This window comes from Streptomyces sp. NBC_00984, assembly GCF_045162475.1.
GTDB lineage: Bacteria > Actinomycetota > Actinomycetes > Streptomycetales > Streptomycetaceae > Streptomyces.
Window position 1 is genome coordinate 7,488,672 of the sequence record NZ_CP108734.1, and the last position, 24,722, is coordinate 7,513,393.

Below are 24,722 nucleotides of genomic sequence, written 5' to 3' on the forward strand. Positions count from 1 at the left end.
GGTGACCGGTCGCCCGACCGGTCACCCCGCACCCCTGTGGACAGCTCCGTTCAGTCGGTGACCGCCATGCCCTCGACGGCCACGGTCACGGTGCGCGGCAGTACCGGCTCGGGGACGCCCGCTCCGGCCGGCACCTGCCGCTCGGGAAGCAGACCGAGGACCGCCTGCCGCTGTGCCTCGCCGGTCGCCTCGTCGTACGGATCGGGCGTGGCCGGGACCTGGAGCCGGAGCACCGGGCCGGTGCCGAGCCGCGCGTAGCCGCGGCCGGGCGGGACATCGGCGGCCGGGGTGGTGTGCGGCTCGGTACCGAGCACCGACTCCACCTGCTCGCGGGAGCAGTGGCCGAGCGCGACCCGGGCCCTGCAGTGCGTCCGTACGGTCTCGCCGAGGGTGTCCAGGCTGTCGAACTGATCGGTCAGGACCACGGTGACGCCGGCCGCCCTGCCGTGCCGCAGCGGCCCCTGGAGCAGTTCCTGCGGATCGGGCCTGCCGTCGGCGGCGGCCAGATGGCCGAGGACACTCGGCCGGTCCAGCAGGATCCAGAGCGGGCGCTTGATGTCGTCGGGCACGGGGTGGCCGACCTGCCGGGCCCGGTTCGCGGCGGTCAGCCGCCGTTCCGTCTCGTGGGCCGCCCATTCCAGGGTCGCCAGTGCGCCGGCCAGCCCGCACTCCACGCTCAGTACGCCGTCCCGCCCGGTCAGGCAGGCGTATTCGCCGGTTCCGCTGCCTTCGACGATCAGGATGTCGCCGTGCTGGAGCGCCTGCAGGGCGATGGAGCGCATCAGGGTCGTGGTGCCGCTGCCGGGCTGCCCGACCACCAGCAGATGCGGCTCGGTGGAGCGGGCGCCGGTCCGCCAGACGACCGGAGGGGCGTCGCGGGTCGTGTCGCCGTCGTGCACCGGAACCGTGCGCTGCACCGCGTCGCCGTCGGTGAAGCCCAGCACGGTCTCGCCGGGGGCGGTGACGAAACGCTGGGCGCCGATCGAGGTGGGCAGGGCGCCGAGGACGTTCATGACGAGCTGGTTGCCCTCCTCGTCCCAGGTGAAGTGGTATTCGCGGCCGCGGCCGGACTTGGCGTGCAGCAGCCGCTCGATCCGGGCACGGGAGGCGGCCTCGCTGTCGGTGAAGTAGGCGGGGTACGTCACCTGGAGGCGGGTCAGCCGCCCGTCGCCGTCGAACTCGTAACCGCTGAAGGCCTTCTCCCAGTCGCCGCCGTGGGAGAACAGCGGACCGGGGTCGTCGGCCACGGAGAAGTACGGCACGAGCGCCTCGTACAGGGATCGCAGCCGCGCGGTCTCCGCATCGTCGGGTCCGGTCTTCACGGGGGTCCGCTCCCGCCCCGCCCAGGCGGCGGCGCCCATCGCCGTGACGAGGGCGATCAGACCCCCGTACGGCATGAGCGCGAACGCGAGTACGCAGGCCGCGACGAGGAACAGCGTGGGGCCACGCCTGTCCTTGGGCGTCGCGGCCCACTTCTGCCGTCCGGCTCCGGCCAGCAGCCGCAGACCACGAGTGATCGTGATCAGCGGATGGAGGACATCCGTGGCGTTGTCGGCGGCCGTGCGCGCGAACTCGCGACTGCGAGTGATCGAGGCGCTGCCGCTGCTCAGAATGCGGGGGAGTGGTCGCCGGGCCACGTCGGTCTCCTGACGGGGTGGGAGCGGTCGCGGAGGGTCAGAACTTGATCCCGCCCAGGAGGCCGGCGAGGCTCGCGCCCCCCGCGGTGATGCTCGGTGCGATGGCGGTGCCTGCCAGATAGAAGCCGAACAGGGCGGTGACGAGGGCGTGCGAGGCCTTGAGGCCGTCCTTCCTGAAGAACAGGAAGACGATGATGCCGAGGATGACGACGCCTGACATGGACAGGATCATGAGTGGTTCTCCTGGTTGGGGGGACGGTCACCATGAGTCCTTCCAGGTTCACCGGAAGTATCTATACGATAAAAGCTGCATTTGGGTGAAAAGTCGTTATTTTCACTTGAATGGCCGACCGAGGGGTCCCGGTGGGCCGGAACTTTCGGTGTCGCGCACTGTTCCGCCGCACCATTCGTGATCCTTTGCCACGGGTGGGCCGGGTCATGTGCCCGGTCGGGCAGTACCCTGTCGGTTCACTCGTACGGCCCCCTCGGCGTACGCCCCGGCAGGTCGACAGCGGTGAAACCGGTTAATGGAAGGCGGTCCGTCCGATGAGCGAAACCCCCGATCCCGAGGTGGTCGAGCTGGCGACGAAGGTCTTCGACCTCGCCCGCCGCGGTGAGACCGACGCGCTCGCCGCGTACGTCGACGCGGGCGTCCCCGCGAACCTCACCAACGACCGGGGCGATTCGCTGCTGATGCTCGCCGCCTACCACGGGCACGCAGCCGCGGTCACGGCCCTCGTCGGCCGGGGCGCCGACCCGGACCGGGCCAACGACCGCGGGCAGACGCCGCTCGCCGGAGCCGTCTTCAAGGGCGAGGGCGCGGTGATCGAGGCACTGCTCTCCGCGGGCGCCGATCCGGCCGCCGGAACACCCTCCGCTCTCGACACGGCTCGCATGTTCGGCAAGGCCGACCTGCTGGAACTCTTCGGCTCCCGCTGACCGGGTACGCCGTAAATGTGGTCGCGGTGGCGAAATGGCTGGGTCATCATGACGTCGCGGGCCCGGTTCCGGGCCACCGACGAGAGGCAGAGGAAGATGGTCTACACCAAGCAGAAGACGGCGGTCGGCCGATCATGTTGCTGCGCGGCGTAGTGCCCACCCGGCACTTGGAACTGCACAGTCCCGGTTGCGTCGACAGCTTGATGTGAGGCTTTTCCATGTTTGATCCGTTCATAGCGCCGAGCGGCACCCTGCTCGGCCTGCTGCAGAGGGGCCGTGGCGACGGCACGCTCCACGCGCTCGCCGCACCACGCCCCGAGGCCCTGGCGGCTCTCAACCACTGCGTCCTGAGCGATCCGCGTCACGACTGGCAGGTGGAGAACCGCTCCCTCTACTACGCACGCCTGTACCTCGACCTCGACGGCGGCATCGAAGAGATCGAGCGGCACCTGTGCGATCCCGACGACCACCTCGACACCGACGACTCGCGCACCGGGCTGGCCCTCGCCGTGCTCGGCCACCTCGCCTCGTACGGACGCGACGACGCCCTGGCCCTGCTGCGGCGGTACGCCGCGACCGGCGCCAACTGGGCCTGGGCCCTCGACGAGCTCGCCCTGCGCGACGACGACGCGGGACTCCGCGCCCTCGCCGTACCCGTGCTCGGCCGGTTCCCGGCCACCGAGGAGGGCGCCGCCGAGCTGGCCGCCGCCGTACGGGACGCCTACGAACCCCGCCCCTGGCGGCTCTGGGCGGACGACCCGCGCGACACGGTCGGCGCCAGGGTCAGGGCCGCCTCGGAACAGGGCTCCTTCGACCGCTGGCAGCGCCAGATGCGGCCCGGCGGCCCGCGTCCGGGCTGGAGCGTCCAGGCGGTCTTCGACTGGGCCCAGCAGGGACTCGAACGCGGCAGCACCCTCCATGTGCCGGCCGCCCGCTGCCTCACCGCCGTCGCCGGCCCCGAGGACCGGCCCACGATCATCGAGGCCGCCCGCAGCGGCCCGGAAGGCGCACGCTGTGCCGCGCTGCACTACCTGGCGGAGGCCAGGGACCCGGCCGTGCTCGACCTGATCGAGACCGGAGCGGTCGGCGTCTCGCGCACCGTCGCCGACGCGTCCGTCGCCGCCTTCGAGCGGATGTGCGGCGACGCTGCGGTGGAGCGCGCCAGGCGCTGGGCCCGACGGCCCGACGCGCTCGGCGCCTCCGCGGCCGGTGTGCTCGCCTGCCGGGGCGGCGCCCAGGACGCCTCACTGGTCCTCGGAGCGCTCCGCGAAGCCGTACGGGGCGACGGACCGGACGCACCACGTCTGTGGACCCTCGTCGACGGCGCGGGGCGGCTGGGCATCGTCTGTGCCGCTCCCGTGCTGCGGCACGTCTACCGGGAGACGTCCTCGTCGCATCTGCGCGGCCGGGCGGCCCGCGCACTGGCCGCCACCGATCCCTCCTTCGCCACCGGATTCGCCGTCGAGTGCCTGTGGGACTGCGAGGAGACCACCCGCGAGGTCGCCGCCCTCCACGCGGAGACCGGGGACATCAGGGTCGCCGAGCGGCTCCGCCGCCTCGCCGCGGACCCGGCCGAGGAGGCCGAGGTGCAGACGGCGGTACGCAGCCGGATCGGGCCCGACACCCCGGCGGCCTGACCGAGTACGCACGCGACGCGCGTCGGGGGGCGCGCGGCGTGAAACGGGTGGCCCCACCCGAACGGAAGACCCTCGCGACGCGTTCGGCTCAAACGCTCACGGGACGTTCCCCGGGCGGAAGGATCCAAGTCGGCCCGGTCACGCCCGGCGTGGCGACAACACGGACATGCGTGTCGTCATCGTCACCGAATCCTTCCCGCCCGATGTCAACGGCGTGGCCCACTGCACCCTCCGGACGGCCCGGCATCTCGCCGGCCGCGGCCACGCACCGCTCGTCATCGCCCCGGCCACCGCCGGCGCGACGGCCACGTCCCGTCCGGACCTCCCCGACGCCTTCGAGGCCGACGCACCCTGCCCCGTGGTGCGCGTCCCCTCCCTCCCTCCCTCTGCCCGGCTACCCCCAGGTCCGGGTCGCGCTGCCGAGTAGGCGGCTGACCGCCGCCCTCACCGCCCACCGCGCCCGACTCGTCCATCTGGCCGGACCGTTCGTGCTCGGCGCACGGGCCCTGGCGGCCGCCGCCAGGCTCGGTCTGCCGGCCGTGGCCGTACCAGACCGATCCGGCCGGCTACGCACGCACGTACCTCGGCACCGGCGAGAACACCGCCTGGCGCCGGATGCGCGCCGTGCACGGCGCCGCCGACCTCACCCTCGCCCCGTCCACCGCCGCCCTGTTCCTGGCCGCCCACGAGGTGCCGGACCGGGGCCGGATCGCGGGGGTGCGGATATGAGCGGGGGTGCGGGTACGAAGGGCGCGTCGGAGCCGTGCGGCGCCGCGGAACCACGTACTGGGGGACCACGTACTCCGGGACCCTGCGACGCGCGACCGTCGGGCCCGTGCCCGGTGCGGTTCGCCGCGCTCGGGGACTCGTTCACCGAAGGCGTCGGCGACCCCGTCCCCGGTGGCTTTCGAGGCCAGGGCCTGTCCGGCGGATCACGGCCGGGGTCGCGGACGGACGGCGGGGCGTGGAGTTCCGTAACTTCGCCGTCAGCGGTGCGCAGTCCGGCGACGTCCGGGACCGGCAGGCCGCCGCCGCGGCGGCGTTCCGGCCCCACCTCGCCGCCGTCGTCGGCGCCAACGGCACCCTGCGCCGTACCTTCGACATCGTGCTCCTCGCGCGGCGCCCCGACGAGGTCTGCGCGCTGCTGACCGGGGGCGGAGCCGTGCTCCTGACCGCCTGTCTGCCCGACCCCGGCGCCGTGCTCGGGTTCCCCGGGCCGCTGGGCAGACCGCCGGCCCGGCGGCAGGCGGCGGTGAACGCCGTGGTCCACGCGCTGTCCGACCGCTACGACGCCGTTCATCGCACATGGCGGACCGGGCCTGGGTCGGCGACCGCTCGCTGTGGAGCTCCGACCGGCTCCATCCGGCCGAACGCGGTCACCGGACGGTCGCGGCGGGCTTCCACGCGCTGCTGGCCGCCCGAGGACTGGCCCCCGGCGCCGCACCGGGGCTCGAACCCCGGCAGCCGTCCCCGAGCCGCCTCGACGCATGGTGCCGGCCGGCCACCGCCGGTACCGGCTGGCCGGCCCGCAGAAGCACCGATCTGCTGCCCAGCTGCTGTGCCTGGCCGGAGCGGGCCTGCGGCGCCGGGCCCGCGGCACCGGCGCCCACCCCGACCGACGTGCCGAGACGTCCCTGCGGAGCGCGTTGGCCGCCGTACAGCCGGCCGGTGCGCCGGGAGCGGGGGAGCGGGCCGTGCCGTCCGGGCCGTTGGCCGCGCCGGGGGTCAGTATGGAGGGATGACCGGACGCTGGGAGTTCTGGATCGACCGGGGCGGGACGTTCACCGATGTCGTGGGCCGGGATCCCGGCGGGCACCTGGTCACCCGCAAGCTGCTCTCCCACGACCCGGACCGCTACCGCGACGCCGCCGTGGCCGGGATCCGGGCGCTGCTCGGCCTCGGCCCCACCGACCCGGTCCCCGCCGACCGGGTCGCCGCGGTGCGGATCGGCACGACCGTCGCCACCAACGCCCTGCTGGAGCGGCGCGGCGAGCCGACCGTCCTGGTCATCACGGAAGGCTTCCGGGACGCCCTGCGCATCGCCTACCAGAACCGGCCGCGGCTCTTCGACCGCCGCATCCTGCTGCCCGAGGCCGTGTACGAGCGGGTGATCGAGGTCCCCGAGCGGATCGACGCCCGCGGCCGGGTCGTCAGACCGCTGGACCGGGAAGCGGTCACCGAGCGGCTGAGGGCCGCCCGCGCCGACGGACTGCGCAGCGCGGCCGTCGTCCTGATGCACGGCTACCGCCACCCCGCACACGAGCGCGCCGTGGCCGCCGCGGCCCGGGAGGCGGGCTTCACCCAGGTCAGCTGCTCGCACGAGGTGAGCCCGCTGATCAAGCTCGTCCCACGCGGCGACACCACCGTCGTCGACGCCTACCTCTCACCGATCCTGCGCCGGTACGTCGACGAGATCGCCGGTGAACTCGACGGCATCCGGCTGATGTTCATGCAGTCCAACGGCGGGCTGCGCGAGGCCTCCCACTTCCGGGGCAAGGACGCGGTGCTCTCCGGCCCGGCCGGTGGCGTGGTCGGCATGGCCCGCACCTCCGAACAGGCCGGATTCGGCCGGGTCATCGGCTTCGACATGGGCGGAACGTCCACCGACGTGTCCCACTACGCGGGCGAGTTCGAGCGCGAGCTCGGCACCCAGGTCGCCGGAGTGCGGATGCGCGCCCCGATGATGAGCATCCACACCGTCGCGGCCGGCGGCGGCTCCGTCCTGCACTTCGACGGCCGGCGCTACCGGGTCGGCCCCGACTCGGCGGGCGCGATCCCCGGCCCGGCCTGCTACCGCCGCGGCGGCCCGCTGACCGTCACCGACGCCAATGTGATGCTCGGCCGGATCCAGCCCGCGCACTTCCCGGCCGTCTTCGGACCGGACGGAGACCTCCCGCTCGACGCGGACCTGGTCCGCGAACGCTTCGACGCGCTCGCCAAGGACGTGAGGCGCGCCACCGGAACACGGCGCACGGCCGCCGGGACCGCCGCCGGGTTCCTGGAGATCGCCGTGCTCAACATGGCGAACGCGGTCAAGACGATCTCCGTGCAGCGCGGGCACGACATCACCCGCTACGCCCTGACCGGCTTCGGCGGCGCCGGTGGACAGCACGTCTGCGCCGTCGCCGACTCCCTGGGCATCGACACGGTCCTCGTACCGCCGCTCGCGGGCGTGCTGTCCGCGTACGGCATCGGCCTCGCCGACGCCACCGCGATGCGCGAACAGTCCGTGGAGGCGGAACTGAACGAGGCGACCCGGACCGCGGTGGGCGAACTCTGCGACGAACTGGCCGCCCGGACCCGCGCCGAACTGCGGGCCGACGCCGTCCCCGACAGCGCGATCAGCACGCACGCCCGAGTGCTGCTCCGCTACGCCGGTACGGATTCGAGCCTGCCCGTCGTCCTGGACACCGCACCCGCCATGGCCGAGGCGTTCACCGCCGAGCACCACGCACGCTACGCGTTCACCATGGACAAACCCCTGGTCGTCGAAGCGGTCTCGGTCGAGGCGACCGGCACGGCGGGCCGGCACCAGCCACGCCCGGCCGACCGTACGCCCCGCACCGGCGCGAAGCCCCGGCCGCGCGACACCGTGAGGATGTTCGCCGAGGGCCGATGGGGGGACACCCCGCTCCACCGCCGCGAGGAACTGCGTCCCGAGGACACCGTGACCGGCCCCGCCGTGATCGCCGAGGCGGACGCCACCACCGTTGTGGACCCGGGCTGGCAGGCCGCTCTCGCCGACACCGGCCACCTGCTGCTCACCAGGGTCCGCCCACGCCCGGACCGTACGGCCGTCGGCACCCGGGTCGACCCCGTCATGCTGGAGGTCTTCAACAACCTCTTCATGTCGATCGCCGAGCAGATGGGGGTCCGCCTGGAGAACACGGCACACTCCGTCAACATCAAGGAGCGGCTCGACTTCTCCTGCGCGCTCTTCGACGCGGACGGCAATCTGATCGCCAACGCCCCGCACATCCCCGTCCACCTCGGCTCGATGGGGGAGTCCATCAAGGAGGTGCTGCGGCGCAACGGCGGCACGATGCGTCCCGGCGACGCGTACGCCATCAACGATCCGTACCACGGCGGAACCCACCTGCCCGATGTGACCGTGGTGACGCCGGTGTTCGACGAGGCCGACGGCGAACGGCCGGAGCTGCGCTTCCTCGTGGCCTCACGCGGACACCACGCCGAGATCGGCGGCATCACCCCCGGTTCCATGCCCGCCTTCAGCCGCACCATCCACGAGGAAGGGGTGCTGTTCGACAACTGGCTGCTGGTACGCGACGGCAGCTTCCGCGAGGACGAGACGCGCGAGCTGCTCACCACCGCCGCGTACCCCTCCCGCGACCCGGAGGCCAACCTCGCCGACCTGCGCGCCCAGATCGCCGCCAACGAGAAGGGCATCGCCGAACTCCGGCGCATGGTCGAACAGTTCGGGCCCGACACCGTCGCCGCGTACATGGGGCACGTGCAGGACAACGCCGAGGAGTCCGTCCGCCGGATCATCGCCGGACTCCACGACGGCGCCTACCGCTACGAGACCGACAACGGCGCGGTCATCGAGGTCGCCCTCACCGTGGACCGGGCCGCCCGCTCCGCGGTCGTCGACTTCACCGGCACCTCGCCGCAGCAGCCGGGCAATTTCAACGCGCCGAAATCCGTGGTCATGGCGGCCGTGCTGTACGTCTTCCGGACCCTGGTCGCCGACGACATCCCCCTCAACAGCGGCTGCCTCAAGCCCCTGGAGGTCCGGATCCCGGAAGGCTCCATGCTGGCCCCCGTCCACCCGGCGGCCACCGTCGCGGGAAACGTGGAGACGTCCCAGGCCGTCACCGGCGCCCTGTACGCGGCCCTCGGCATCCAGGCCGAGGGCTCGGGCACCATGAACAACCTCACCTTCGGCAACGAACGGGTCCAGTACTACGAGACGGTGGCGAGCGGCTCGGGCGCGGGCGACGACTTCGACGGCGCCGACGCCGTGCAGACCCATATGACCAACTCCCGCCTCACCGACCCCGAAGTCCTCGAATGGCGCTACCCCGTCCTGCTGGAGAGCTTCCGGGTGCGCGAGGGCAGCGGGGGCGGCGGGCGCCGGCACGGCGGCTGCGGGGTGGAGCGGCGGATCCGTTTCCTGGAACCCGTCACCGTGGCACTGCTCTCCGGCCACCGCCGGGTCCGGCCGTACGGCATGGCGGGCGGGGAACCCGGCGCACTGGGCGACCAGCACATCGAGCACCCGGACGACCGGGCGGACACACCGCTGCGCGGCTGCGACACGGCCGAGCTGGAGCCGGGCGACGTACTGGTGCTGCGCACACCGGGCGGCGGGGGCTACGGAACCCCGGAGCAGGGCCCCGACGACGGTACGGAACGCACCGGGGAACGGCCGTGACGCCACTGCCGCCCGGCCCCGGGCCAGGGGTCGCTTCTGCGCCGTTTCGACCGTTGTCTGTGTGAGGACCTAATCTGTGCAGCGTGACTTCGCCTGCCTACACGGACAACGCTGCGCCCCAGCTCAGCGCGGGGCCGCGGCCCGCCCCGGGCCCGGCCGCCGACGAGGGGCTCTCGCGGCGGCTGCGCGCGCTCGCCTGCACGGCGCCGCTGCACGACCTCGATGTGCGCAAGGCGAATCTGGCCGGTGAGTACACCGTCTACGCGATGGCCGAGGTCGCCCTCGCCGCGATCGATCTCGTCACCCTCAACATGGACTTCGACACGGGTGCCGACCACGACCAGATAGTGACCAGACTGCTTCCCCGCGTCGCCGCCCAGGCTCCGCGCCGCCCTCTGGCCGAGCACGAGCGCGTCGCTCGCTGGGTGCTGGAGAACCTGATCAATGTCGGCAGCGTGGACCGCGGATTCCGCGCGGTGTACGGCACGTTCGGCCCCGACGGGGTGTACGTCCGCCGGGACTACGACTTCAAGCTGATCGAGGAGGTCCCGGGATACGGCGGCACCGTCTACCTCCGGGCCACCGACGAAGCGGTCAACGTCCTGGTGGGCGCCCTCGACACGGACGTCACCAGCGCCCAGATCGCCGCCGAGGTGAAGCTGGAGGTCCTCATCAGCCGGGGCCGCCTCGCGGACGCGCAGCTCGCCGCCGAGCAGGCCCGCTACCGCACCGTGCAGTACGCGGAGACCCTACGCAGGACGCTGGAGGCCACCCGGCGCAACGTCCGCGCCGTCGACTGGCTCAACGCGGTGCCCGACATGATCGCCGAAGCGCTGGACCACGTCGCCGACCGGTACCGTCACGAGAACGCGATCCTCACCAACATCCGCAAGGCGCGCGACGAGGCGGAGGAGCCCGAGCACAAACGCCGCGCCGCCGAGCTCGTCGACATCGTCAAGGACTGCATCCGCCGCCACACCCAGCTGCAGTCCCGACTGCTGGAAGCCGGACCGCTGTTCCGCGCCGAACAGGACCGGCAGGCCTTCGCCACCCCCACGGCCCGCACCGGCCTCGATCTGTACGGCCAGCTGGTCGCCCCGCTGCTGCCGCTCCCCGTCGAACAGGCGATCCGGGTCACCGACGCGTTCTTCGCCCACGGCACCGGGCTGCGCACTCCCACCTCGGTGCGGATGGGCGACCTCGTCGACATGCTGCTCACCCCGCCCCTGGAGCGGGAACACCTGGGCGCCGAGATGCCCGAGCCCGACCTGATCGCCACCCCCGACGACAGCAGGTTCAGCGAGGAGCAGCTCGCCGGCGCCATGGAGCTCCTGGACCTGGAACACGACGCCCCGCGGCGCCTGTCCGGACTCCTCACCGAGGCCCGGCGCCGCGATCCCGAACTGCCCTACCTGGTCGCCCTGCTCGCGGTGCACGCGGCGAGCCCGCCGGTCGGCACCGCCTACCGGCAGGGAGAGCAGCGACTGCTGTTCTCCGTCGACGACGGTACGCAGCTCGACGACCCCGAGTTCGGCGGCGCCGACCTGATCGTGGGCACGGCCCTGCTGGACGCGGCCGGAATGGCCGCGGACCGCACGGAGGCGTCATGACCGGCACGGTACGCGCGGGACGGCGCACACCGACCCGGCGGGCTCCCGCGGACCAGAGGCGTCCGCGGCCCGCCGGCACCCGCGCCACGGGCACGGACCGGACCCTGCCGCCCGGCGCGGACACCGTGAGAACGGACCGGATGCCGCTGCCCGGCGCGGACACCGTGAGAACGGACCGGACCCTGCCGCCCGGGACGGACACCGTGAGAGCCGCCGCCGTCCACCCCGTACCGAAGAGTTTCCGCAGCAAGGAGCGACAGTCGTGAGCGACCACCGCGCACAGCACCCCGACGCGTGGGGCGAGCCGAGCGCCGCGTACGCGACCGAGGGCGCGGGACCCGCCGAGCCGGTCGGCCCCGCGGCCACCGCGTCCGTCACCCCGGCCGACGCGGCCGACGCCGCCCGGCTCGTCGCCTTCGGCCTCCAGCCCAAGCTGCTGCCCGCACGCGACGCCGAATACGCCGAACTGCTCCGCCGCTACCGCGAGGAGCCCGCCTTCGCGCGGCTCGCCGACGCCGTGGCGACCGGACTCGGCCTGGTCGTCCTGGAGGTGTCCACTCGCGCGGGCATGGCCGTGACCGCCGGTGAGGACTCGGTCTTCGCCGTCCGGATGGGCGACTACGCCCGCCGCGCCTCGTCCGACTCCGCCGACCGCTTCCTGCACGGGCTGGCGCACCTCGCCGTCGCCGCGATGGCCTTCCCCCGCCCCGAGGACCTCGCCGACGACGCGTACATCGGCCGGATCACGGTCAACGGCGTCGACTCGTTCGTACGCCAGGCGTGCCACCGCCTGGAGGAGCGCGCCGAGGAGTACGGGGACAACACGGACCCGGCCACCGACGCCCCCGGACTCGAAACGGCCTGGCGGATCTACGCCCGGCGCAGTTCCACCGGCGCCACGAAGGACGCCCGGCGACTGGCCGGCTCCACCACCGGCATCGTCGGCAAGGCCGTCGCCTTCCTCACCGACTCCGGCTTCCTCCAGCGCACCGGGGACGACGCCGGGGGTGCCTTCCGTACCACCGCCCGCTACCAGCTCCAGGTCCGTGACATGGCCGGCAGCGCCGCCATGGCCGAACTGCTGGAACTCGGCGTCGTACCGGTGACCGACGGCACGGCGACACTGCTGCCGCCGCCCGACCCCGACGACCTGGAACTGGCCGCCGGCGCGGGTCTGCCCTTCCACGCCTGACCGGCCCGCCCCACCACCGCCGTCTCCCTCCCGCTGCCTGAACGACGAGAGTCCGCCGCCATGTACGAGCTGTCCCGGGTCCGCCTCTACTCCATCGGACCTGCCGGCGCACGCTACGCCGACACCGTGCTCGACCTGCGCGGAGTGGGCGAGCCCGTGCCCGACCCCGCGCCGGCCCAGGCGGAGTTCTTCGAGGAGGAACCGGTCGGTCCGCCGCGCCGCCCGGCCCCCGCCGGTGTGCTCTTCCTGGAGAACGGCGGCGGCAAGTCGGTGCTGCTGAAGCTGATCTTCTCGGTGATGCTGCCCGGCCACCGCAACACCCTCGGCGGCGCCAGCTCGGGCGTGCTGCGCAAGTTCCTGCTCGCCGACGACTGCGGGCACGTCGCCCTGGAGTGGCAGCACACCCTCACCGGCGAGTGCGTGGTCGTCGGCAAGGTCAGCGAATGGCGTGGCCGGCAGGTCTCCAACGACCCGCGGAAGTTCGCCGAGGCCTGGTACTCCTTCCGGCCCGGACCCGGCCTCAGCCTGGACTCCCTGCCGGTCGCCGAGGCAACCTCCGTGCGCAGGCCCGTCGAAGGCGTTTCCGGCGCGCAGGGCAGACGGCGCACGATGAAGGGATTCCGCGACGCCCTCACCGAGGCGGGCAAGTTCTACCAGCACCTCGATGTGCACTGGGAAGAGATCCACGACCGCTGGAACGAGCACCTCGGAGACCTCGGACTCGACCCCGAACTCTTCCGCTACCAGCGCGAGATGAACGCCGACGAGGGCGAGGCGGCGGGGCTCTTCGCGGTCAAGAAGGACTCCGACTTCACCGACCTGCTGCTCCGCGCCGTCACCGACACCCGGGACACCGACGGCCTCGCCGACCTGGTGAGCGGCTTCGGGAACAAGCTGGGCCGCCGCGCCGAACTGACCGCCGAGCGCGACTTCACCGCGGGCTCGGTCGACCTGCTCGGCCGGATTGTGGAGGCCGCCGGCACCCGTTCCCGTGCCCGGGACGTCCATGCGGGCGCCGAGCGCCGCACCCGCACGCTCGCCCGCAGGCTCTCCTCCCGCGCCGGGCAGGAACGCGGCCGGACCGCCGAGCTGGCCCAGCAGGTGACGGCCGCCGCGCACACCGTCACCACGGCCGAACAGGCGCGCAGCCGCAGCGCCCTGATCGCCGCCGAACTGGCCTACCGGCACGCCTCCCTGGCCCTGACCGCGGCCGAGAAGGGCGCCGCCGCCCAACGCCGCGAACTGGGCGACGCCCGCACCCTGCACTCCGCCTGGCAGGCCGCCGAGGCGGTACTGCGCCACCGCGCCGCCGCCGACCGCTCCGCACGGGTGGCCGTCGCCATCCGTGCGGCCGAGCGGGACGCCGCGCCCGCGCTCGCCGCCCGCGCCGAGGCCGCCGCCGATCTCGTCCGGGCGCTGCACACCGCCGCCGAGGCCGGCGAGACCCTCGCCAACGAGGAGGAGGAGCGCTCCGACACCCTCCAGAGCGCGGGCGAGGCCGCCCACCGGGACGCCACCACCGCCGCCACCGAGGCCCAGCGCGCCCGCAGCGAGGCCGGACATCTGCGCCAGCGCCTCGCCGAGGTCGAGCAGGAGACGGCACAGGCGGTACGGGCCGGCTGGCTCGACGACACCGCACCGGACGCCGACCCGGCGCGCGCCGCCCTCGCCGCCAGTGACGCCGAGACGTCCGCCGTCGCCGCGTGGGACACCGCCAGGGAGGCCGCCCGCTCGGCCGCCGACGTGGCCAGGGACGCCGCGGCCGCCGAGAGCCGCGCCGAACTGGCGGCGGCCCGCGCCGCCGATGCCGCACAGGCCGCGGAACAGTCCTACGAGGCCGAGCTCAGGGCCGCCGAGTCGATCGCCGCCGACCACCGGCTGGCCGACCTGCTGGGTCTGCCCGCCGCCCACGGCACCGGCGTGCCCCGGCCCCGCCGGGGCGCGGCCGGAACGGACGCGGACCCGGACGCCCCGCACAGCGCGGACGGCACCGACACCGGTCCGGCCCCCACCGACCGACGGCCCGGCGCCGCGGAGGCGACCGGCCGGCCGGTCGAGGCGGGCCGGTCCACCCAGGCGGCGCAGGGCACCCACACCGCCACGGCCGAACACGCCACCGCCCACGAACAGCCGCTCACCGCCCAGGAGCTCGACCGCAGCGCCGACGAACTGCGGGAGCTGCTCGACCGGTCCATCGCCTCCGCCGAGCGCCGCCTCTTCGAACTGCGCACCGCGGCCGCCGACGACTCCCGCATCCTCGGCGCACTCGGCGACGGCGGACTGCTGCCGCCCGGACCCGACGTCCTCGCCACCGTCGAGTACCTCGGCGAACACGGCATCCCCGCCCTGCCGGGCTGGCGCTACCTCGCCCAGGCGGTCGACCCCGCCGACCACGCGGCCGTCCTCGCCGCCCGTCCCGAACTCGTCGACGGCGTGGTCATCACCGACCCCGACTCGCACGCCCGCGCCCGCGACGTCCTGAGCGGCGCCGCGCTGCTGCCGCGCTCCGCGGTCGCCGTCGGCACCGCCGCCGCGCTGCTCGCCCCCGTCCCGGCCGCCGGCACGGGCTCGGCGGCGAGCACGGAAGGGGTCTTCCTCGTCCCGCCGAACCCGGCGATGCACGACGAACACGCGGCCGACGAGGAGCGGCAGGCCCTGAGGAGCAGAGCCGCGGCCCGTGACGAGGACATCCGCACCCTCGCGGCCCGCCTCACCGCCGACCGTTCCCTCGCCGCCCGCATCGGCTCCTGGCGGACCGACTGCCCGCCCGGCATGCTCGCCGAACTCGCCGAGGCCGCGCGCACCGCCCGCACGGCCGCGGAGACCGCCGAGGCCGAGCTCGCCGAAGCCCGCACGGTGCGTGCCGAGACGGACGAGGCCGCCGCGGACACCGCCCGCGTCCGGGACGAGCGCCAGGAGGCCGCCCAGCGAGCCCGCCGCGCCGCCGACGCCCTCGCGGGCCTCGCGTACCGGCTCCGCGAACGAGCGGGCTGGCAGGCGAAACTCCGCGAACTCGTCGACGAGGCGGCCGAGTCCGAAGCCCGTGCCACCGTCTGCCTGGAGCGGGCCCGCGCCGCCGACGAGGACCGCAGGGCCGCCCAGCGCGCCGCCGACGACGCCCGGCGCACCGCCCGCGCCCTGCGCGCCGAACGAGCGGAGATCGCAGGCGCCCCCGAGCAGCTCCCGGAGCCCGGGGACGACAACCCGCGCCCCGCGCTGCCCGCGCTGCGTGAGGCGTACCGGGCCGCGTCCCAGCTGTACGAGAAGGTCGGCGTCGGCGCCGACCTGCGCGCCGAGCAGGCCCGAGCGGAGAGCGACGAGAGCGCCGCCCTCGCCGAACTGGACCGGCTCACCAACAAGGTCCGCACCCGCGCCGCCCAGCTCCTCGAAGGCACCGACGGCGCGGACGGCCCCTCCCGGCAGGCGGCCGCCGCCCGTGCCGAGTCCCTGGTCCAGCTCCTGGAGACCAGGGCTTCCACGGCGAGCGAGCAGCTGGGCCGGCTCCGCGGCGAAGCCGAGCGCCTGGCCCCGGTCGACGGCGAGTCCCACCACACCGAACTCCCCGACGGGCTGGTCCCCGCCGACGCCGACCAGGCTCAGGCCCGCCTGCGTACCGCCACGGCCGAGCTGGCCTCCGCCACCGCGACCCTGGACACCGCCCGCGCCGCCCACGCCGAGCTGCTGCACGCCCACCGCACCGCCGAGGACTCGGCAGGCGGCTTCGACGAGACGGCGGCCCTCCTGCGCGACCTGCTCAGGGACCACGGCCCGGACGAGGACACCGAGGCCCCCGAGCCGTACCCCGGCAGCCTCGACGAGGCCCGGCAGTCGGCCGCCGAGGCCCGCCGCTCACTGCGCGGCTGCGCCACCGACCTGTCCGCCGCCGAGAGCGCCGTACGGGAAGCGAGCGACGTCCTTGTACGGCACGCCAACTCCACGCGCTACGAACAGGTCCGCACCCCCGCCCGTCAGCAGATCCGCGAGCTGCCCGCCGCGGCGCTGCCCGAGCACGCCGAGAAGTGGGCCGCCGCCTTCGCGCCCCGGCTCCGTGTACTCACCGACGAGCTGGCCCAGTTGGAACGCAACCGCGACTCCATCGTCGACCGGCTCCGCGGCCTCGTGGAGTCCGCCCTCACCACCCTCCGCTCCGCCCAGCGCCTCTCCCGGCTCCCCGAAGGACTGGGGGAGTGGTCCGGCCAGGAATTCCTCCGGATCCGCTTCGAGGAACCCGACCAGGCGACGCTCACCGAACGGCTCGGCGAGGTCGTCGACGAGGCGACCCGCGCCGCGCTGAAGAAGAACTCCGATCTGCGCAGGGACGGCATGTCCCTGCTGCTGCGAGGTGTGCAGGCGGCGCTGGAGCCCAAGGGCATCGCCGTGGAGATCCTCAAACCGGACGCGGTGCTCCGCGCCGAGCGCGTCCCGGTCGGGCAGATGGGCGACGTCTTCTCCGGCGGCCAGCTGCTCACCGCCGCCATCGCCCTGTACTGCACGATGGCCGCGCTGCGCAGCAACGACCGGGGCCGTGACCGGCACCAGCACCGGCACGCGGGCACCCTCTTCCTGGACAACCCCATCGGCCGCGCCAACGCCACCTATCTGCTGGAGCTCCAGCGCGCGGTGTCGGACGCCCTGGGCGTGCAGCTGCTGTACACGACCGGACTGTTCGACACCACGGCGCTCGCCGAATTCCCGCTGGTCATCCGGTTGCGCAATGACGCGGACCTGCGTGCCGGGCTGAAGTACATCAGCGTGGAGGAGCACCTGCGCCCCGGCCTGCCGCAGCAGAACCCGAACGGTGAGACGGTGCACGGCGAGATCACCGCCACCCGCATGTTCAAGCGCGCCACGACACCCTCCGACACCGCTCAGGTCCCCGTTCCGGTTCCCTCCGACGAGTAGCGACCGGAGCGGGCGCGAGAACGGGGAGCGAGCAGGGACGGGAAGCAGGCGGGCAGCAGACACGGGGACGGGGCCGGAGGACGGGCAGGGCTGCCCGCCGGCGCTCAGGCCCGTGAGAGGCTTCCCGCGCCCCGGCGGCGTATCCGCGCGTCGTCCCGCTGCGCGGCCCGCGCCGCCCGCCGCGCTCTGCGTCGCTCACGGCGCAACTGCCGTGCCGAGCTGCTCGGCACCGAAACCACGCCGTTGCGCTGATTCCATACCTGCCGGGTGATCCAGACGTCCAGCACCGACCAGGTCGCGACCACGGTGCTGCCCACACTGCTCAGCACCATCGGAAAGGCCAGCCAGGACCCGGCCAGCGTGCACAGGAACGCCACCATGGCCTGAATGATCGTCAGCGACATGATGAGAACGGCACGCACCGCGGAGCCGCGGACCGGGTCCGGCATCCGCCGCCGTATCGCGGGTTCTTCCACCCACAGCTGCTGGCGCGGGATCTTCGCCCCGCCCACCGCCGAGCTCGCCGTCGCGACCGGTGCCGACGACACCACGCCCCGACGCTGTTCCGTTTCCAAGGACTCTCAACTCCCCACCGCTGTCCGACTTCAGGGTTGCTGCCCGGCATGCGCCATTGCTACGCGGGCGGATCGGACCTTCCCGCCCCGTGGCGTCCGTCCCACGGAGCCCGCCCGGCGGATCAGGTGGTGCGAACCCGACCATGATCCCGCGAACAGGCCCTGAGATCCCGCGAACAGGCCCTGACTCTCCCCGTGTTACCCCTGCCCCGTACAGAGAGACGAGTGGGCAGCCGTGAAGATTCCCCCGAGTCGTCGAGCAGCGAAGAGTTCCAGCCAACTGCCCTACCGAGCAGGATGAAGCTCCGGCGGGTCTCTTCTGCCGCTTTCGCGAATTTCATTGCCCGGAATACCAGGACAACCCGTGACCAACACCGGATAGCACGGCCGAAAATCGTCCGGACAACCCTTCGAGTTGCTACTCCGTCAGTAGTAGGCTCGCGCCGTTTGTTGACGAAACACGACCCCCGCCCCGCGGGGTCGAGCTGGGGGAGTCCATGCGCTTTCGCGGAAAGTCGATCCGCAGGAAGATCGTGGCGCTGCTGCTGGTGCCGCTCGTCTCCCTCACCGGGCTCTGGGGATTCGCCACCTATCTGACGGGGCGCGAGGCCCGTCACATGTTGAGCGCGAGCACGATCGTGGAGAAGGTCGGTCATCCTCTGGAGGACACCGTCCGCGCCATTCAGGACGAACGCCGCCAGACCCTTGTCTTCCTCGCCGACCCCAGGGCCTCCGACGCCCTCCCGCTCCTGCAACGGCAACGAGCGGCCACCGATCGCGTCCTGACCGGCGTCAAGGACAGCGCCCGGCAGGAGGACATCCGCGACGCGCTCAGCTCCGAGGACGACACACAGCTGAATTCGATCCTCGGCACGGTCGAGGGCCTGGGCGCGCTCCGCGACTCGGTCGACAGGCGCACCATCGACCGCTCCAAGGCGATGGAGTTCTACGGACGGCTCATAGATCCCTGCTACCGCTTCCTGACCGGCCTCCGCACGATGGAGAACGTGTCGATGGACAAGCAGGTCCGCGCGCTGGTCGGCATTTCACGAGCCCGCGAAATGCTCTCCCGCGAAGACGCCCTGGTCGCCTCGTCGCTGATCGCCGGACGGCTCACCGCCTCCGAACTGCGCCAGATCTCCGACCTCGTGGCCAACCGCAAGCTGCTCTATGAGATCAACGTCGACGCGCTGCCCGCGTCGGAGCGCCAGCGCGTGGAGCAGTATTGGGCGAGCCCGGACAGCGAGCCGCTGCGGACGGCGGAGAAGACCCTCATCGAGGGCGGTCCCACCCAGGACCCGCGCGCCGTCGACGCCGAGCGCTGGCAGGAGGCGGCCCCACCGGTCCTGGACCGGCTGGCCAACGACTCCACGGAGATGAACAACCGCTTCCAGGACCGCGGCAAGCCCGCCGGCTACAACGTCCTGATCAAGGCCGGGATCGCGGGCGTCCTCGGATTCCTCGCCCTGATCGCCTCGGTGTTCGTCTCCGTACGCATCGGCCGTGAGCTGATCCGGGACCTCTCCCGGCTCCGCAAGGACGCCCACGAGGTCTCCGGCGTACGGCTGCCCAGCGTGATGCGCCGGCTCGCCGCCGGGGAGCAGGTCGACGTCGAGACGGAAGCCCCGCACCTCCAGTACGAACGGGACGAGATCGGCCAGGTCGGCCAGGCCCTCAACACCCTGCAACGGGCGGCCGTCGAGGCGGCCGTCAAACAGGCGGACATGCGACGCGGCGTGTCCGAGGTCTTCGTCAATCTCGCCCGCCGCAACCAGGTGCTGCTGCACCGGCAGCTGACGCTCCTGGACACGATGGAGCGCCGCACCGAGAACACCGACGAACTCGCGGACCTCTTCCGCCTCGACCACCTGACCACCCGCATGCGACGTCATGCAGAAGGCCTGGTGATCCTCTCCGGCGCGGCCCCGTCCCGCCAGTGGCGCAAGCCGATCCAGCTGATGGACGTGGTGCGGGCGGCGGTCGCCGAGGTCGAGGACTACGAGCGGATCGAGGTCCGCCGGCTCGCCCGTATCGGTGTGGGCGGCCCCGCCGTCGCCGACCTCACCCATCTGATCGCCGAACTCCTGGAGAACGCGACCGTGTTCTCGCCCCCGCACACCGCGGTCCAGGTGCACGGCGAACGCGTCGCCAACGGATTCACGCTCGAAATCCACGACCGCGGCCTCGGCATGCCGCCCGACGTCCTCCTGGACGCCAACCTCAGACTCGCCGAGACTCCCGAGTTCGAACTCTCCGACACCGACCGGCTCGGCCTGTTCGTCGTCAGCCGTCTCGCCCAGCGCCAGAACGTCCGCGTATCGCTGCAGACCTCTCCGTACGGTGGCACGACCGCCGTCGTCTTCATCCCGGCGGCGCTGCTCACCGACGCCCCGGACACGCACGGCACCGGGTTCCGCCTCGACCGCCGGGCCGAGCGGGCGATCGGCAGCGGCAGGGTGGCCGGCGAAGCCTCCGGCAGCGGCCGGGACCGCAGGGACGGCCCACCGGACCGCCGGGCCACCGGCAGGTCCCCGGGCCTCGCCCCCGTGCCGACCGGCCTGGTGGACCCGGCCCTCCTCGACGGGCCCGTCGAGCTCGAAGGACCTGTCGGACCGCTGGGCTTCGAGAGCGACCCCGTGCTCGATCCGCTGCTCGACCCCCTGCTGGGCGGCTCCGCCGACATCGACGACACCGAGAGCGAACGCGGCGGCATCTTCCGCGCCCGCGACCTCCGGCGCGACGCCGACCGCGAACAGCATCAGCAGGCCACCGATCAGGCGGCCGGGCCGACGGCCGGCGTACGGCCGATGCGCCCCGGCGGCCCGGTGCCGCTGCCCCGCCGCAAACCGCCGACCCTGATCACGGACAACGGCCGCCGGGTCGACGAGGCGGGCCGCGCCCATCCCGCGACCGCCGAGCACGACATCCCGCCGGGCCCGGCCGACGTGGGCGGGCCCTTTGCCGACAGCACGCCTCCCGACGCCGACGGAACGCGTCCCGAGGCGCCCGCCGAACCCCGGCAGCCCACCGGCTTCCGGAAACCCACCGAGCCCGCCACACCCGAGGAGTCCATGTCCCCCGGAGCCCCGAGCGCCCGGGAGACCGTGGGCGGCCTGCCCCGCCGCATCCGGCAGGCCAGTCTCGCTCCGCAACTGCGCGAGGAATCGGGCGTCCGCGATGCCGAGCCGGCCCGATCGGAACCGGATCAGGACTTCGAGCGTGATGCGGAGGAGGTGCGCAGCCGCATGGCTTCGCTCCAGCGCGGCTGGCAGCGCGGCCGCCGGCAGAACGCCGAGGACGTGACCGGCCCCGGTGACACAGCACAAGGAACCACTCCGGGAGGGGACGGTCGATGACCGCACCGAACGTCGCAGCAACCAACGCCGCACGCCAGGGCTCCGGCCAGCTCAACTGGCTCCTCGACGAACTCGTCGAACGCGTCTCCAGCATCCACAAGGCGCTGGTGCTCTCCAGCGACGGTCTCGCCACCGGCACCTCGAAGGACCTGACCCGCGAGGACAGTGAACACCTGGCGGCCGTCGCCTCCGGGTTCCACAGTCTCGCCAAGGGCATCGGGCGGCACTTCGACGCGGGCCGGGTCCGCCAGACGGTGGTCGAACTCGACGAGGCGTTCCTGTTCGTCACGGCGGCCGGTGACGGCAGCTGTCTCGCGGTGCTGGCCGACGCCGACTCGGACGTCGGTCAGGTGGCGTACGAGATGACGCTGATGGTCAAGCGCGTCGGCGCCCACCTGGCCAACGCCCCCCGGACGACCGGTCTGTCCGCCGGGGGGTGAGTGAACGGTGAGCGCTGAGTCCTCCAGATCTCCGGCAACGCCCACCGACCCGCAGGCCTCGCGCTGGTACGACGCCGACGCGGGACCGGTGGTCCGTCCGTACGCGATGACCCGGGGCCGTACCAGCAGCGCCTCCCGCCATCGGCTCGACCTGATCGCGGTCGTCGTCCCCGAACCCGAGGCCGACGACCCCGGCCGGGACCAGACGCTCTCCCCGGAACACGTGGAGATCGTCGAACTCTGCAATGGCATGCCCCAGTCGATCGCGGAGCTCGCGGCCGGCCTGGATCTCCCCGTCGGGGTGGTCCGGGTGCTGGTCGGCGACCTCGTCGAGGACGAGCTGGTGCACGTGACCCGTCCCGTTCCGCCGGCCGAGCTGCCGGACGTGAACATTCTTCGCGAGGTGATCAATGGCCTTCGGGCGCTCTAGCCGCAAGAAGCGGCCCGTGGAGCCCGTTACCCTGAAAATGCTGGTGGCGGGCGGCTTCGGAGTGGGCAAGACGACTCTGGTCGGCGCGGTCAGTGAGATCAGGCCGCTGCGTACGGAGGAGAGACTCAGCGAGGCGGGCCGCCCGGTGGACGACCTGGCGGGCGTGGAGGCGAAGACCACCACCACCGTGGCCATGGACTTCGGCCGGATCACCCTCCGCGAGGACCTGGTGCTCTACCTCTTCGGTACCCCGGGGCAGGACCGGTTCTGGTTCCTGTGGGACGAACTGGCCCAGGGCTCGCTGGGGGCCGTCGTGCTCGCGGACACCCGGCGGCTGGAGGACTGCTTCGCGGCGGTCGACTATTTCGAACGCCGCAAGATTCCGTTCACCGTCGCCGTCAACTGCTTCGAGGGAGCCGACGAGTTCCCCACCGAGACGGTGCAGGCGGCACTGGACCTCGACCCGGAGGTGCCCGTGCTCATGTGCGACGCACGCGACCGCGGCTCGGTGCGGGACGTACTGGTGGCCGTCGTCGAGCACGCCGTGGCCCGCGCGGACCGCGTCCGCGAGCCCGCTACGACGTAGGGCCGCACGGTCCGTACCCCTGCCGACCGGGGTACGGACCGTGCGTCGTCGCGTCACCGGACAAGGAGCCTCCTCCCGTCGTGACGGGCCGTCAGGACTCCTGGCAGGTCTCCTGGCAGCGGCCGTTCTCGGCGAGCCACTTGTCGGCGGTCTCGGCCAGCTCCCGGTCGCGTCCCGCCAGCATCATCCGGATCATCTGCACGTCGCCCCGGAGCGACCAGGCGGGATGCCCGAAAGTGGCCGGATTGTTCTTCTCGATCAGGAAGTGCGCGGGCCAGGCGGTCCCGTACCCGATCAGCGGCAACGCGGCCGCGTACCTCTTGCGCCCCCGTGCCAGTCCGTAGGCGGTGACCGCGAGCCCGGTCAGTGTGCCGGTGAGATGGACCCAGCGGGTCGCGGCCTTCGAGTGCATCGCCACGTAGTAGGGCCAGAACTCTTCGTAGGAATCGAACGTCTGCTGTGACATACGGGCACCGTAATGGCTCGGACCGCAACCGGAAACGGCCGATCCGCGTCCGAGAAGAAGAAGCGGGCGGCCGGAATCCACGGGGGTGGTCCCGGCCGGCCGCTTCCACGCACCGGCGTCAGTGCCCCGCGACGGACCGCCGGGCCACCGGGAAGTCGAAGTAGGTGTCCGGGAACAGTTCGGGCTCGAAGGTGTAGTGCCACCATTCCTCGGCCAGATTCACGAAACCGGCGTCCGTGAGCGTCTTCTTCAGGAACTGCCGGTTGGCGCGCTGCGCCCCCTGGACGCGCGGATCGTCGGTGTGGGAGAGCGTGTCGAAGCAGTCGAATCCGGTGCCCATGTCCACGGAGTTGTCCGGGAACCGCTCGGCCGCGGGTGCGTAACAGGGCACCTGCGGACTGCCGGGCCGGTACGGCGGGGTCGGTGCGGCGGGCAGCTTCACCAGCGTCAGATCCACCGTGCTGCCGCGGCTGTGCCCGGACTTCTCCGCGATGTAACCGTCCGCGAACAGCCGCGTCTTGTCGACCCGGGGGTAGAACTCGCCCTTCATGGTCTCGTCGTCGAGATCCTTCGCCCACCGTACGAAGTGGTCGACCGCCCGCTGCGGCCGGTAGCAGTCGTACACCTTCAGCGAGTAGCCACGGCGCAGCAGCCCGGTCTGCGCGTCGTGCAGTGCCCGTGCCGCGGGCCGGGTCAGGATGCAGAGCCGCCTGCGGTAGCCGTCCACCGGGACGCCCATGAAGTCGTGGGCGGTGGGGTAGCGCATCTCCTGGATGATCGTCGGATCCACCGAGCTCAGCGCGACGAACTCCTCGGGAGCCTTCGGCTCGGGCCTCGCCCGAGCCGCTGGGGCGGCGGCGGTGACGGCGAGCAGGGTGGCGGCAGCGGCCACCCGGACACGGAGAGCGGAAGCAAGACCTGTCATGAGCACATAATCCAGCAGTGCGGGGGAGTCCGCCGGACGATCGGATACAGTCCGCCCGTGTCTGCGCCCGAGAACAACCCCGAGAAGCCGGCCGAGGACTCCCACTGCGGCAGTTGCGGAGCACCCTACGCGGCGTTCGTCACCTGGCCGCGCACCTGCACCGCCTGCGGCAGCACCGCCCATCGCAATCCGCTGCCGGTCGCCGTCGCGCTGCTCCCCGTCACCGACCGGGACGGCACCGGCCTCGTCGTGATCACCCGCGCCATCCCGCCCCACCGCGGCGGCCTCGCCCTGCCCGGCGGCTACATCGACCACGACGAGGACTGGAAACACGCGGTCGTACGGGAACTCGGCGAGGAGACCGGCATCGGAGCCGACGAACGGGAGGTCCGCCTCGCCGACGCCCTCAGCGCCCCGGACGGCCACCTGCTGCTCTTCGGCCTCCTCCCCGAACGCCCCGCAACCGCCCTCCCGCCCTCCGGCCCCACCGACGAGACCTCCGGCTTCCACCTGCTCCGCGCACCCACCGCGCTCGCATTCCCCCTGCACACCCGCGCCGTCCGCACCTGGTTCGACGGCGGCTACCGCTGACCGGCCCGCCGCAGACCACGAACCGATCGGTCACCGCCGAG

18 protein-coding genes and 1 pseudogene are annotated in these 24,722 nt (G+C 73.0%); 14 read left to right on the forward strand and 5 right to left on the reverse strand.

Features of this window, described 5'->3' with window-relative positions; translation table 11 throughout:
• Positions 1-50 precede the first annotated feature (50 nt).
• Positions 51-1,637: a hypothetical protein gene (locus OG520_RS33530; RefSeq protein ID WP_406015591.1), complete on the reverse strand. Its 1,587-nt coding sequence runs from the start codon at positions 1,635-1,637 to the stop codon at positions 51-53.
• Positions 1,638-1,674: 37 nt separating this feature from the next.
• Positions 1,675-1,869: a hypothetical protein gene (locus tag OG520_RS33535; protein ID WP_018103962.1), complete on the reverse strand. Its 195-nt coding sequence runs from the start codon at positions 1,867-1,869 to the stop codon at positions 1,675-1,677.
• A 314-nt stretch (positions 1,870-2,183) separates the two neighbouring features.
• On the opposite strand from OG520_RS33535, the gene OG520_RS33540 reads away from it, so the two are divergent.
• The 9 genes and pseudogenes from OG520_RS33540 to OG520_RS33580 all read left to right on the forward strand — a co-directional run bounded on the left by OG520_RS33540 (position 2,184) and on the right by OG520_RS33580 (position 17,312).
• Entirely contained in the window at positions 2,184-2,576 is a 393-nt protein-coding gene (locus OG520_RS33540) for an ankyrin repeat domain-containing protein (RefSeq protein ID WP_406015592.1), read from the forward strand.
• A 218-nt stretch (positions 2,577-2,794) separates the two neighbouring features.
• Positions 2,795-4,213 carry a HEAT repeat domain-containing protein gene (locus OG520_RS33545; RefSeq protein ID WP_399334901.1) on the forward strand — a complete coding sequence of 473 codons (1,419 nt, stop codon included), beginning with the start codon at positions 2,795-2,797 and terminating at the stop codon, positions 4,211-4,213.
• A 166-nt stretch (positions 4,214-4,379) separates the two neighbouring features.
• Positions 4,380-4,909: pseudogene (locus OG520_RS33550) on the forward strand (glycosyltransferase); the annotation flags it as partial.
• Between the two features lie 791 nt (positions 4,910-5,700).
• Positions 5,701-5,955 (forward strand): hypothetical protein, encoded by a 255-nt coding sequence (locus OG520_RS33555; RefSeq protein ID WP_406015593.1) that lies wholly within the window; start codon positions 5,701-5,703, stop codon positions 5,953-5,955.
• A complete protein-coding gene (locus tag OG520_RS33560; protein WP_406015594.1) occupies positions 5,952-9,608 on the forward strand; it encodes a hydantoinase B/oxoprolinase family protein in 3,657 nt (1,218 codons plus the stop codon). The genes OG520_RS33555 and OG520_RS33560 overlap by 4 nt, the downstream gene beginning before the upstream one ends.
• An 83-nt stretch (positions 9,609-9,691) precedes the next feature.
• Positions 9,692-11,218: a hypothetical protein gene (locus OG520_RS33565; RefSeq protein ID WP_399334903.1), complete on the forward strand. Its 1,527-nt coding sequence runs from the start codon at positions 9,692-9,694 to the stop codon at positions 11,216-11,218.
• Positions 11,215-11,484 carry a hypothetical protein gene (locus tag OG520_RS33570; RefSeq protein WP_406015595.1) on the forward strand — a complete coding sequence of 90 codons (270 nt, stop codon included), beginning with the start codon at positions 11,215-11,217 and terminating at the stop codon, positions 11,482-11,484. Before OG520_RS33565 ends, OG520_RS33570 begins: the two co-directional genes overlap by 4 nt.
• Complete coding sequence (locus OG520_RS33575) at positions 11,481-12,410, forward strand: hypothetical protein (RefSeq protein ID WP_406015596.1); 930 nt, start codon at positions 11,481-11,483, stop codon at positions 12,408-12,410. Before OG520_RS33570 ends, OG520_RS33575 begins: the two co-directional genes overlap by 4 nt.
• A gap of 60 nt (positions 12,411-12,470) precedes the next feature.
• Entirely contained in the window at positions 12,471-17,312 is a 4,842-nt protein-coding gene (locus tag OG520_RS33580; protein ID WP_406015597.1) for a hypothetical protein, read from the forward strand.
• 104 nt (positions 17,313-17,416) lie between these two features.
• Here OG520_RS33580 and OG520_RS33585 read toward each other — a convergent pair whose 3' ends face one another.
• Positions 17,417-17,887 carry a hypothetical protein gene (locus OG520_RS33585; protein WP_406015598.1) on the reverse strand — a complete coding sequence of 157 codons (471 nt, stop codon included), beginning with the start codon at positions 17,885-17,887 and terminating at the stop codon, positions 17,417-17,419.
• A gap of 497 nt (positions 17,888-18,384) precedes the next feature.
• Between OG520_RS33585 and OG520_RS33590 the strand changes: the two genes are divergently transcribed.
• From OG520_RS33590 to OG520_RS33605, 4 genes are read left to right on the forward strand one after another with little or no spacing between them, the layout of a single operon-like run.
• Positions 18,385-21,243 (forward strand): nitrate- and nitrite sensing domain-containing protein, encoded by a 2,859-nt coding sequence (locus tag OG520_RS33590; protein ID WP_406015599.1) that lies wholly within the window; start codon positions 18,385-18,387, stop codon positions 21,241-21,243.
• Complete coding sequence (locus OG520_RS33595) at positions 21,240-21,683, forward strand: roadblock/LC7 domain-containing protein (protein ID WP_385338295.1); 444 nt, start codon at positions 21,240-21,242, stop codon at positions 21,681-21,683. Before OG520_RS33590 ends, OG520_RS33595 begins: the two co-directional genes overlap by 4 nt.
• Positions 21,684-21,690: 7 nt before the next feature.
• Positions 21,691-22,113: a DUF742 domain-containing protein gene (locus OG520_RS33600; RefSeq protein ID WP_399334915.1), complete on the forward strand. Its 423-nt coding sequence runs from the start codon at positions 21,691-21,693 to the stop codon at positions 22,111-22,113.
• Positions 22,094-22,699: an ATP/GTP-binding protein gene (locus OG520_RS33605; RefSeq protein ID WP_266422374.1), complete on the forward strand. Its 606-nt coding sequence runs from the start codon at positions 22,094-22,096 to the stop codon at positions 22,697-22,699. Before OG520_RS33600 ends, OG520_RS33605 begins: the two co-directional genes overlap by 20 nt.
• Before the next feature lie 91 nt (positions 22,700-22,790).
• On the opposite strand, the gene OG520_RS33610 is transcribed toward OG520_RS33605, so the two are convergent.
• Together OG520_RS33610 and OG520_RS33615 are read right to left on the reverse strand one after the other, a co-directional pair.
• Positions 22,791-23,165: a DUF962 domain-containing protein gene (locus OG520_RS33610; protein ID WP_266422376.1), complete on the reverse strand. Its 375-nt coding sequence runs from the start codon at positions 23,163-23,165 to the stop codon at positions 22,791-22,793.
• 118 nt (positions 23,166-23,283) lie between these two features.
• Positions 23,284-24,090 carry a M15 family metallopeptidase gene (locus OG520_RS33615; RefSeq protein WP_406015600.1) on the reverse strand — a complete coding sequence of 269 codons (807 nt, stop codon included), beginning with the start codon at positions 24,088-24,090 and terminating at the stop codon, positions 23,284-23,286.
• A gap of 57 nt (positions 24,091-24,147) precedes the next feature.
• Here OG520_RS33615 and OG520_RS33620 point away from each other — a divergent pair, with 57 nt between their 5' ends.
• Positions 24,148-24,681: an NUDIX domain-containing protein gene (locus OG520_RS33620; RefSeq protein ID WP_406015601.1), complete on the forward strand. Its 534-nt coding sequence runs from the start codon at positions 24,148-24,150 to the stop codon at positions 24,679-24,681.
• Positions 24,682-24,722: the final 41 nt, after the last annotated feature.

Bases quoted from the DNA above. Each gene is read 5' to 3' on its own strand.
- OG520_RS33535 (WP_018103962.1), bottom strand. From the start codon at position 1,869: ATGATCCTGTCCATGTCAGGCGTCGTCATCCTCGGCATCATCGTCTTC.
- OG520_RS33540 (WP_406015592.1), top strand. From the start codon at position 2,184: ATGAGCGAAACCCCCGATCCCGAGGTGGTCGAGCTGGCGACGAAGGTC.
- OG520_RS33545 (WP_399334901.1), top strand. From the start codon at position 2,795: ATGTTTGATCCGTTCATAGCGCCGAGCGGCACCCTGCTCGGCCTGCTG.
- OG520_RS33555 (WP_406015593.1), top strand. From the start codon at position 5,701: ATGGTGCCGGCCGGCCACCGCCGGTACCGGCTGGCCGGCCCGCAGAAG.
- OG520_RS33560 (WP_406015594.1), top strand. From the start codon at position 5,952: ATGACCGGACGCTGGGAGTTCTGGATCGACCGGGGCGGGACGTTCACC.
- OG520_RS33570 (WP_406015595.1), top strand. From the start codon at position 11,215: ATGACCGGCACGGTACGCGCGGGACGGCGCACACCGACCCGGCGGGCT.
- OG520_RS33580 (WP_406015597.1), top strand. From the start codon at position 12,471: ATGTACGAGCTGTCCCGGGTCCGCCTCTACTCCATCGGACCTGCCGGC.
- OG520_RS33590 (WP_406015599.1), top strand. From the start codon at position 18,385: ATGCGCTTTCGCGGAAAGTCGATCCGCAGGAAGATCGTGGCGCTGCTG.
- OG520_RS33595 (WP_385338295.1), top strand. From the start codon at position 21,240: ATGACCGCACCGAACGTCGCAGCAACCAACGCCGCACGCCAGGGCTCC.
- OG520_RS33605 (WP_266422374.1), top strand. From the start codon at position 22,094: ATGGCCTTCGGGCGCTCTAGCCGCAAGAAGCGGCCCGTGGAGCCCGTT.
- OG520_RS33610 (WP_266422376.1), bottom strand. From the start codon at position 23,165: ATGTCACAGCAGACGTTCGATTCCTACGAAGAGTTCTGGCCCTACTAC.
- OG520_RS33615 (WP_406015600.1), bottom strand. From the start codon at position 24,090: ATGACAGGTCTTGCTTCCGCTCTCCGTGTCCGGGTGGCCGCTGCCGCC.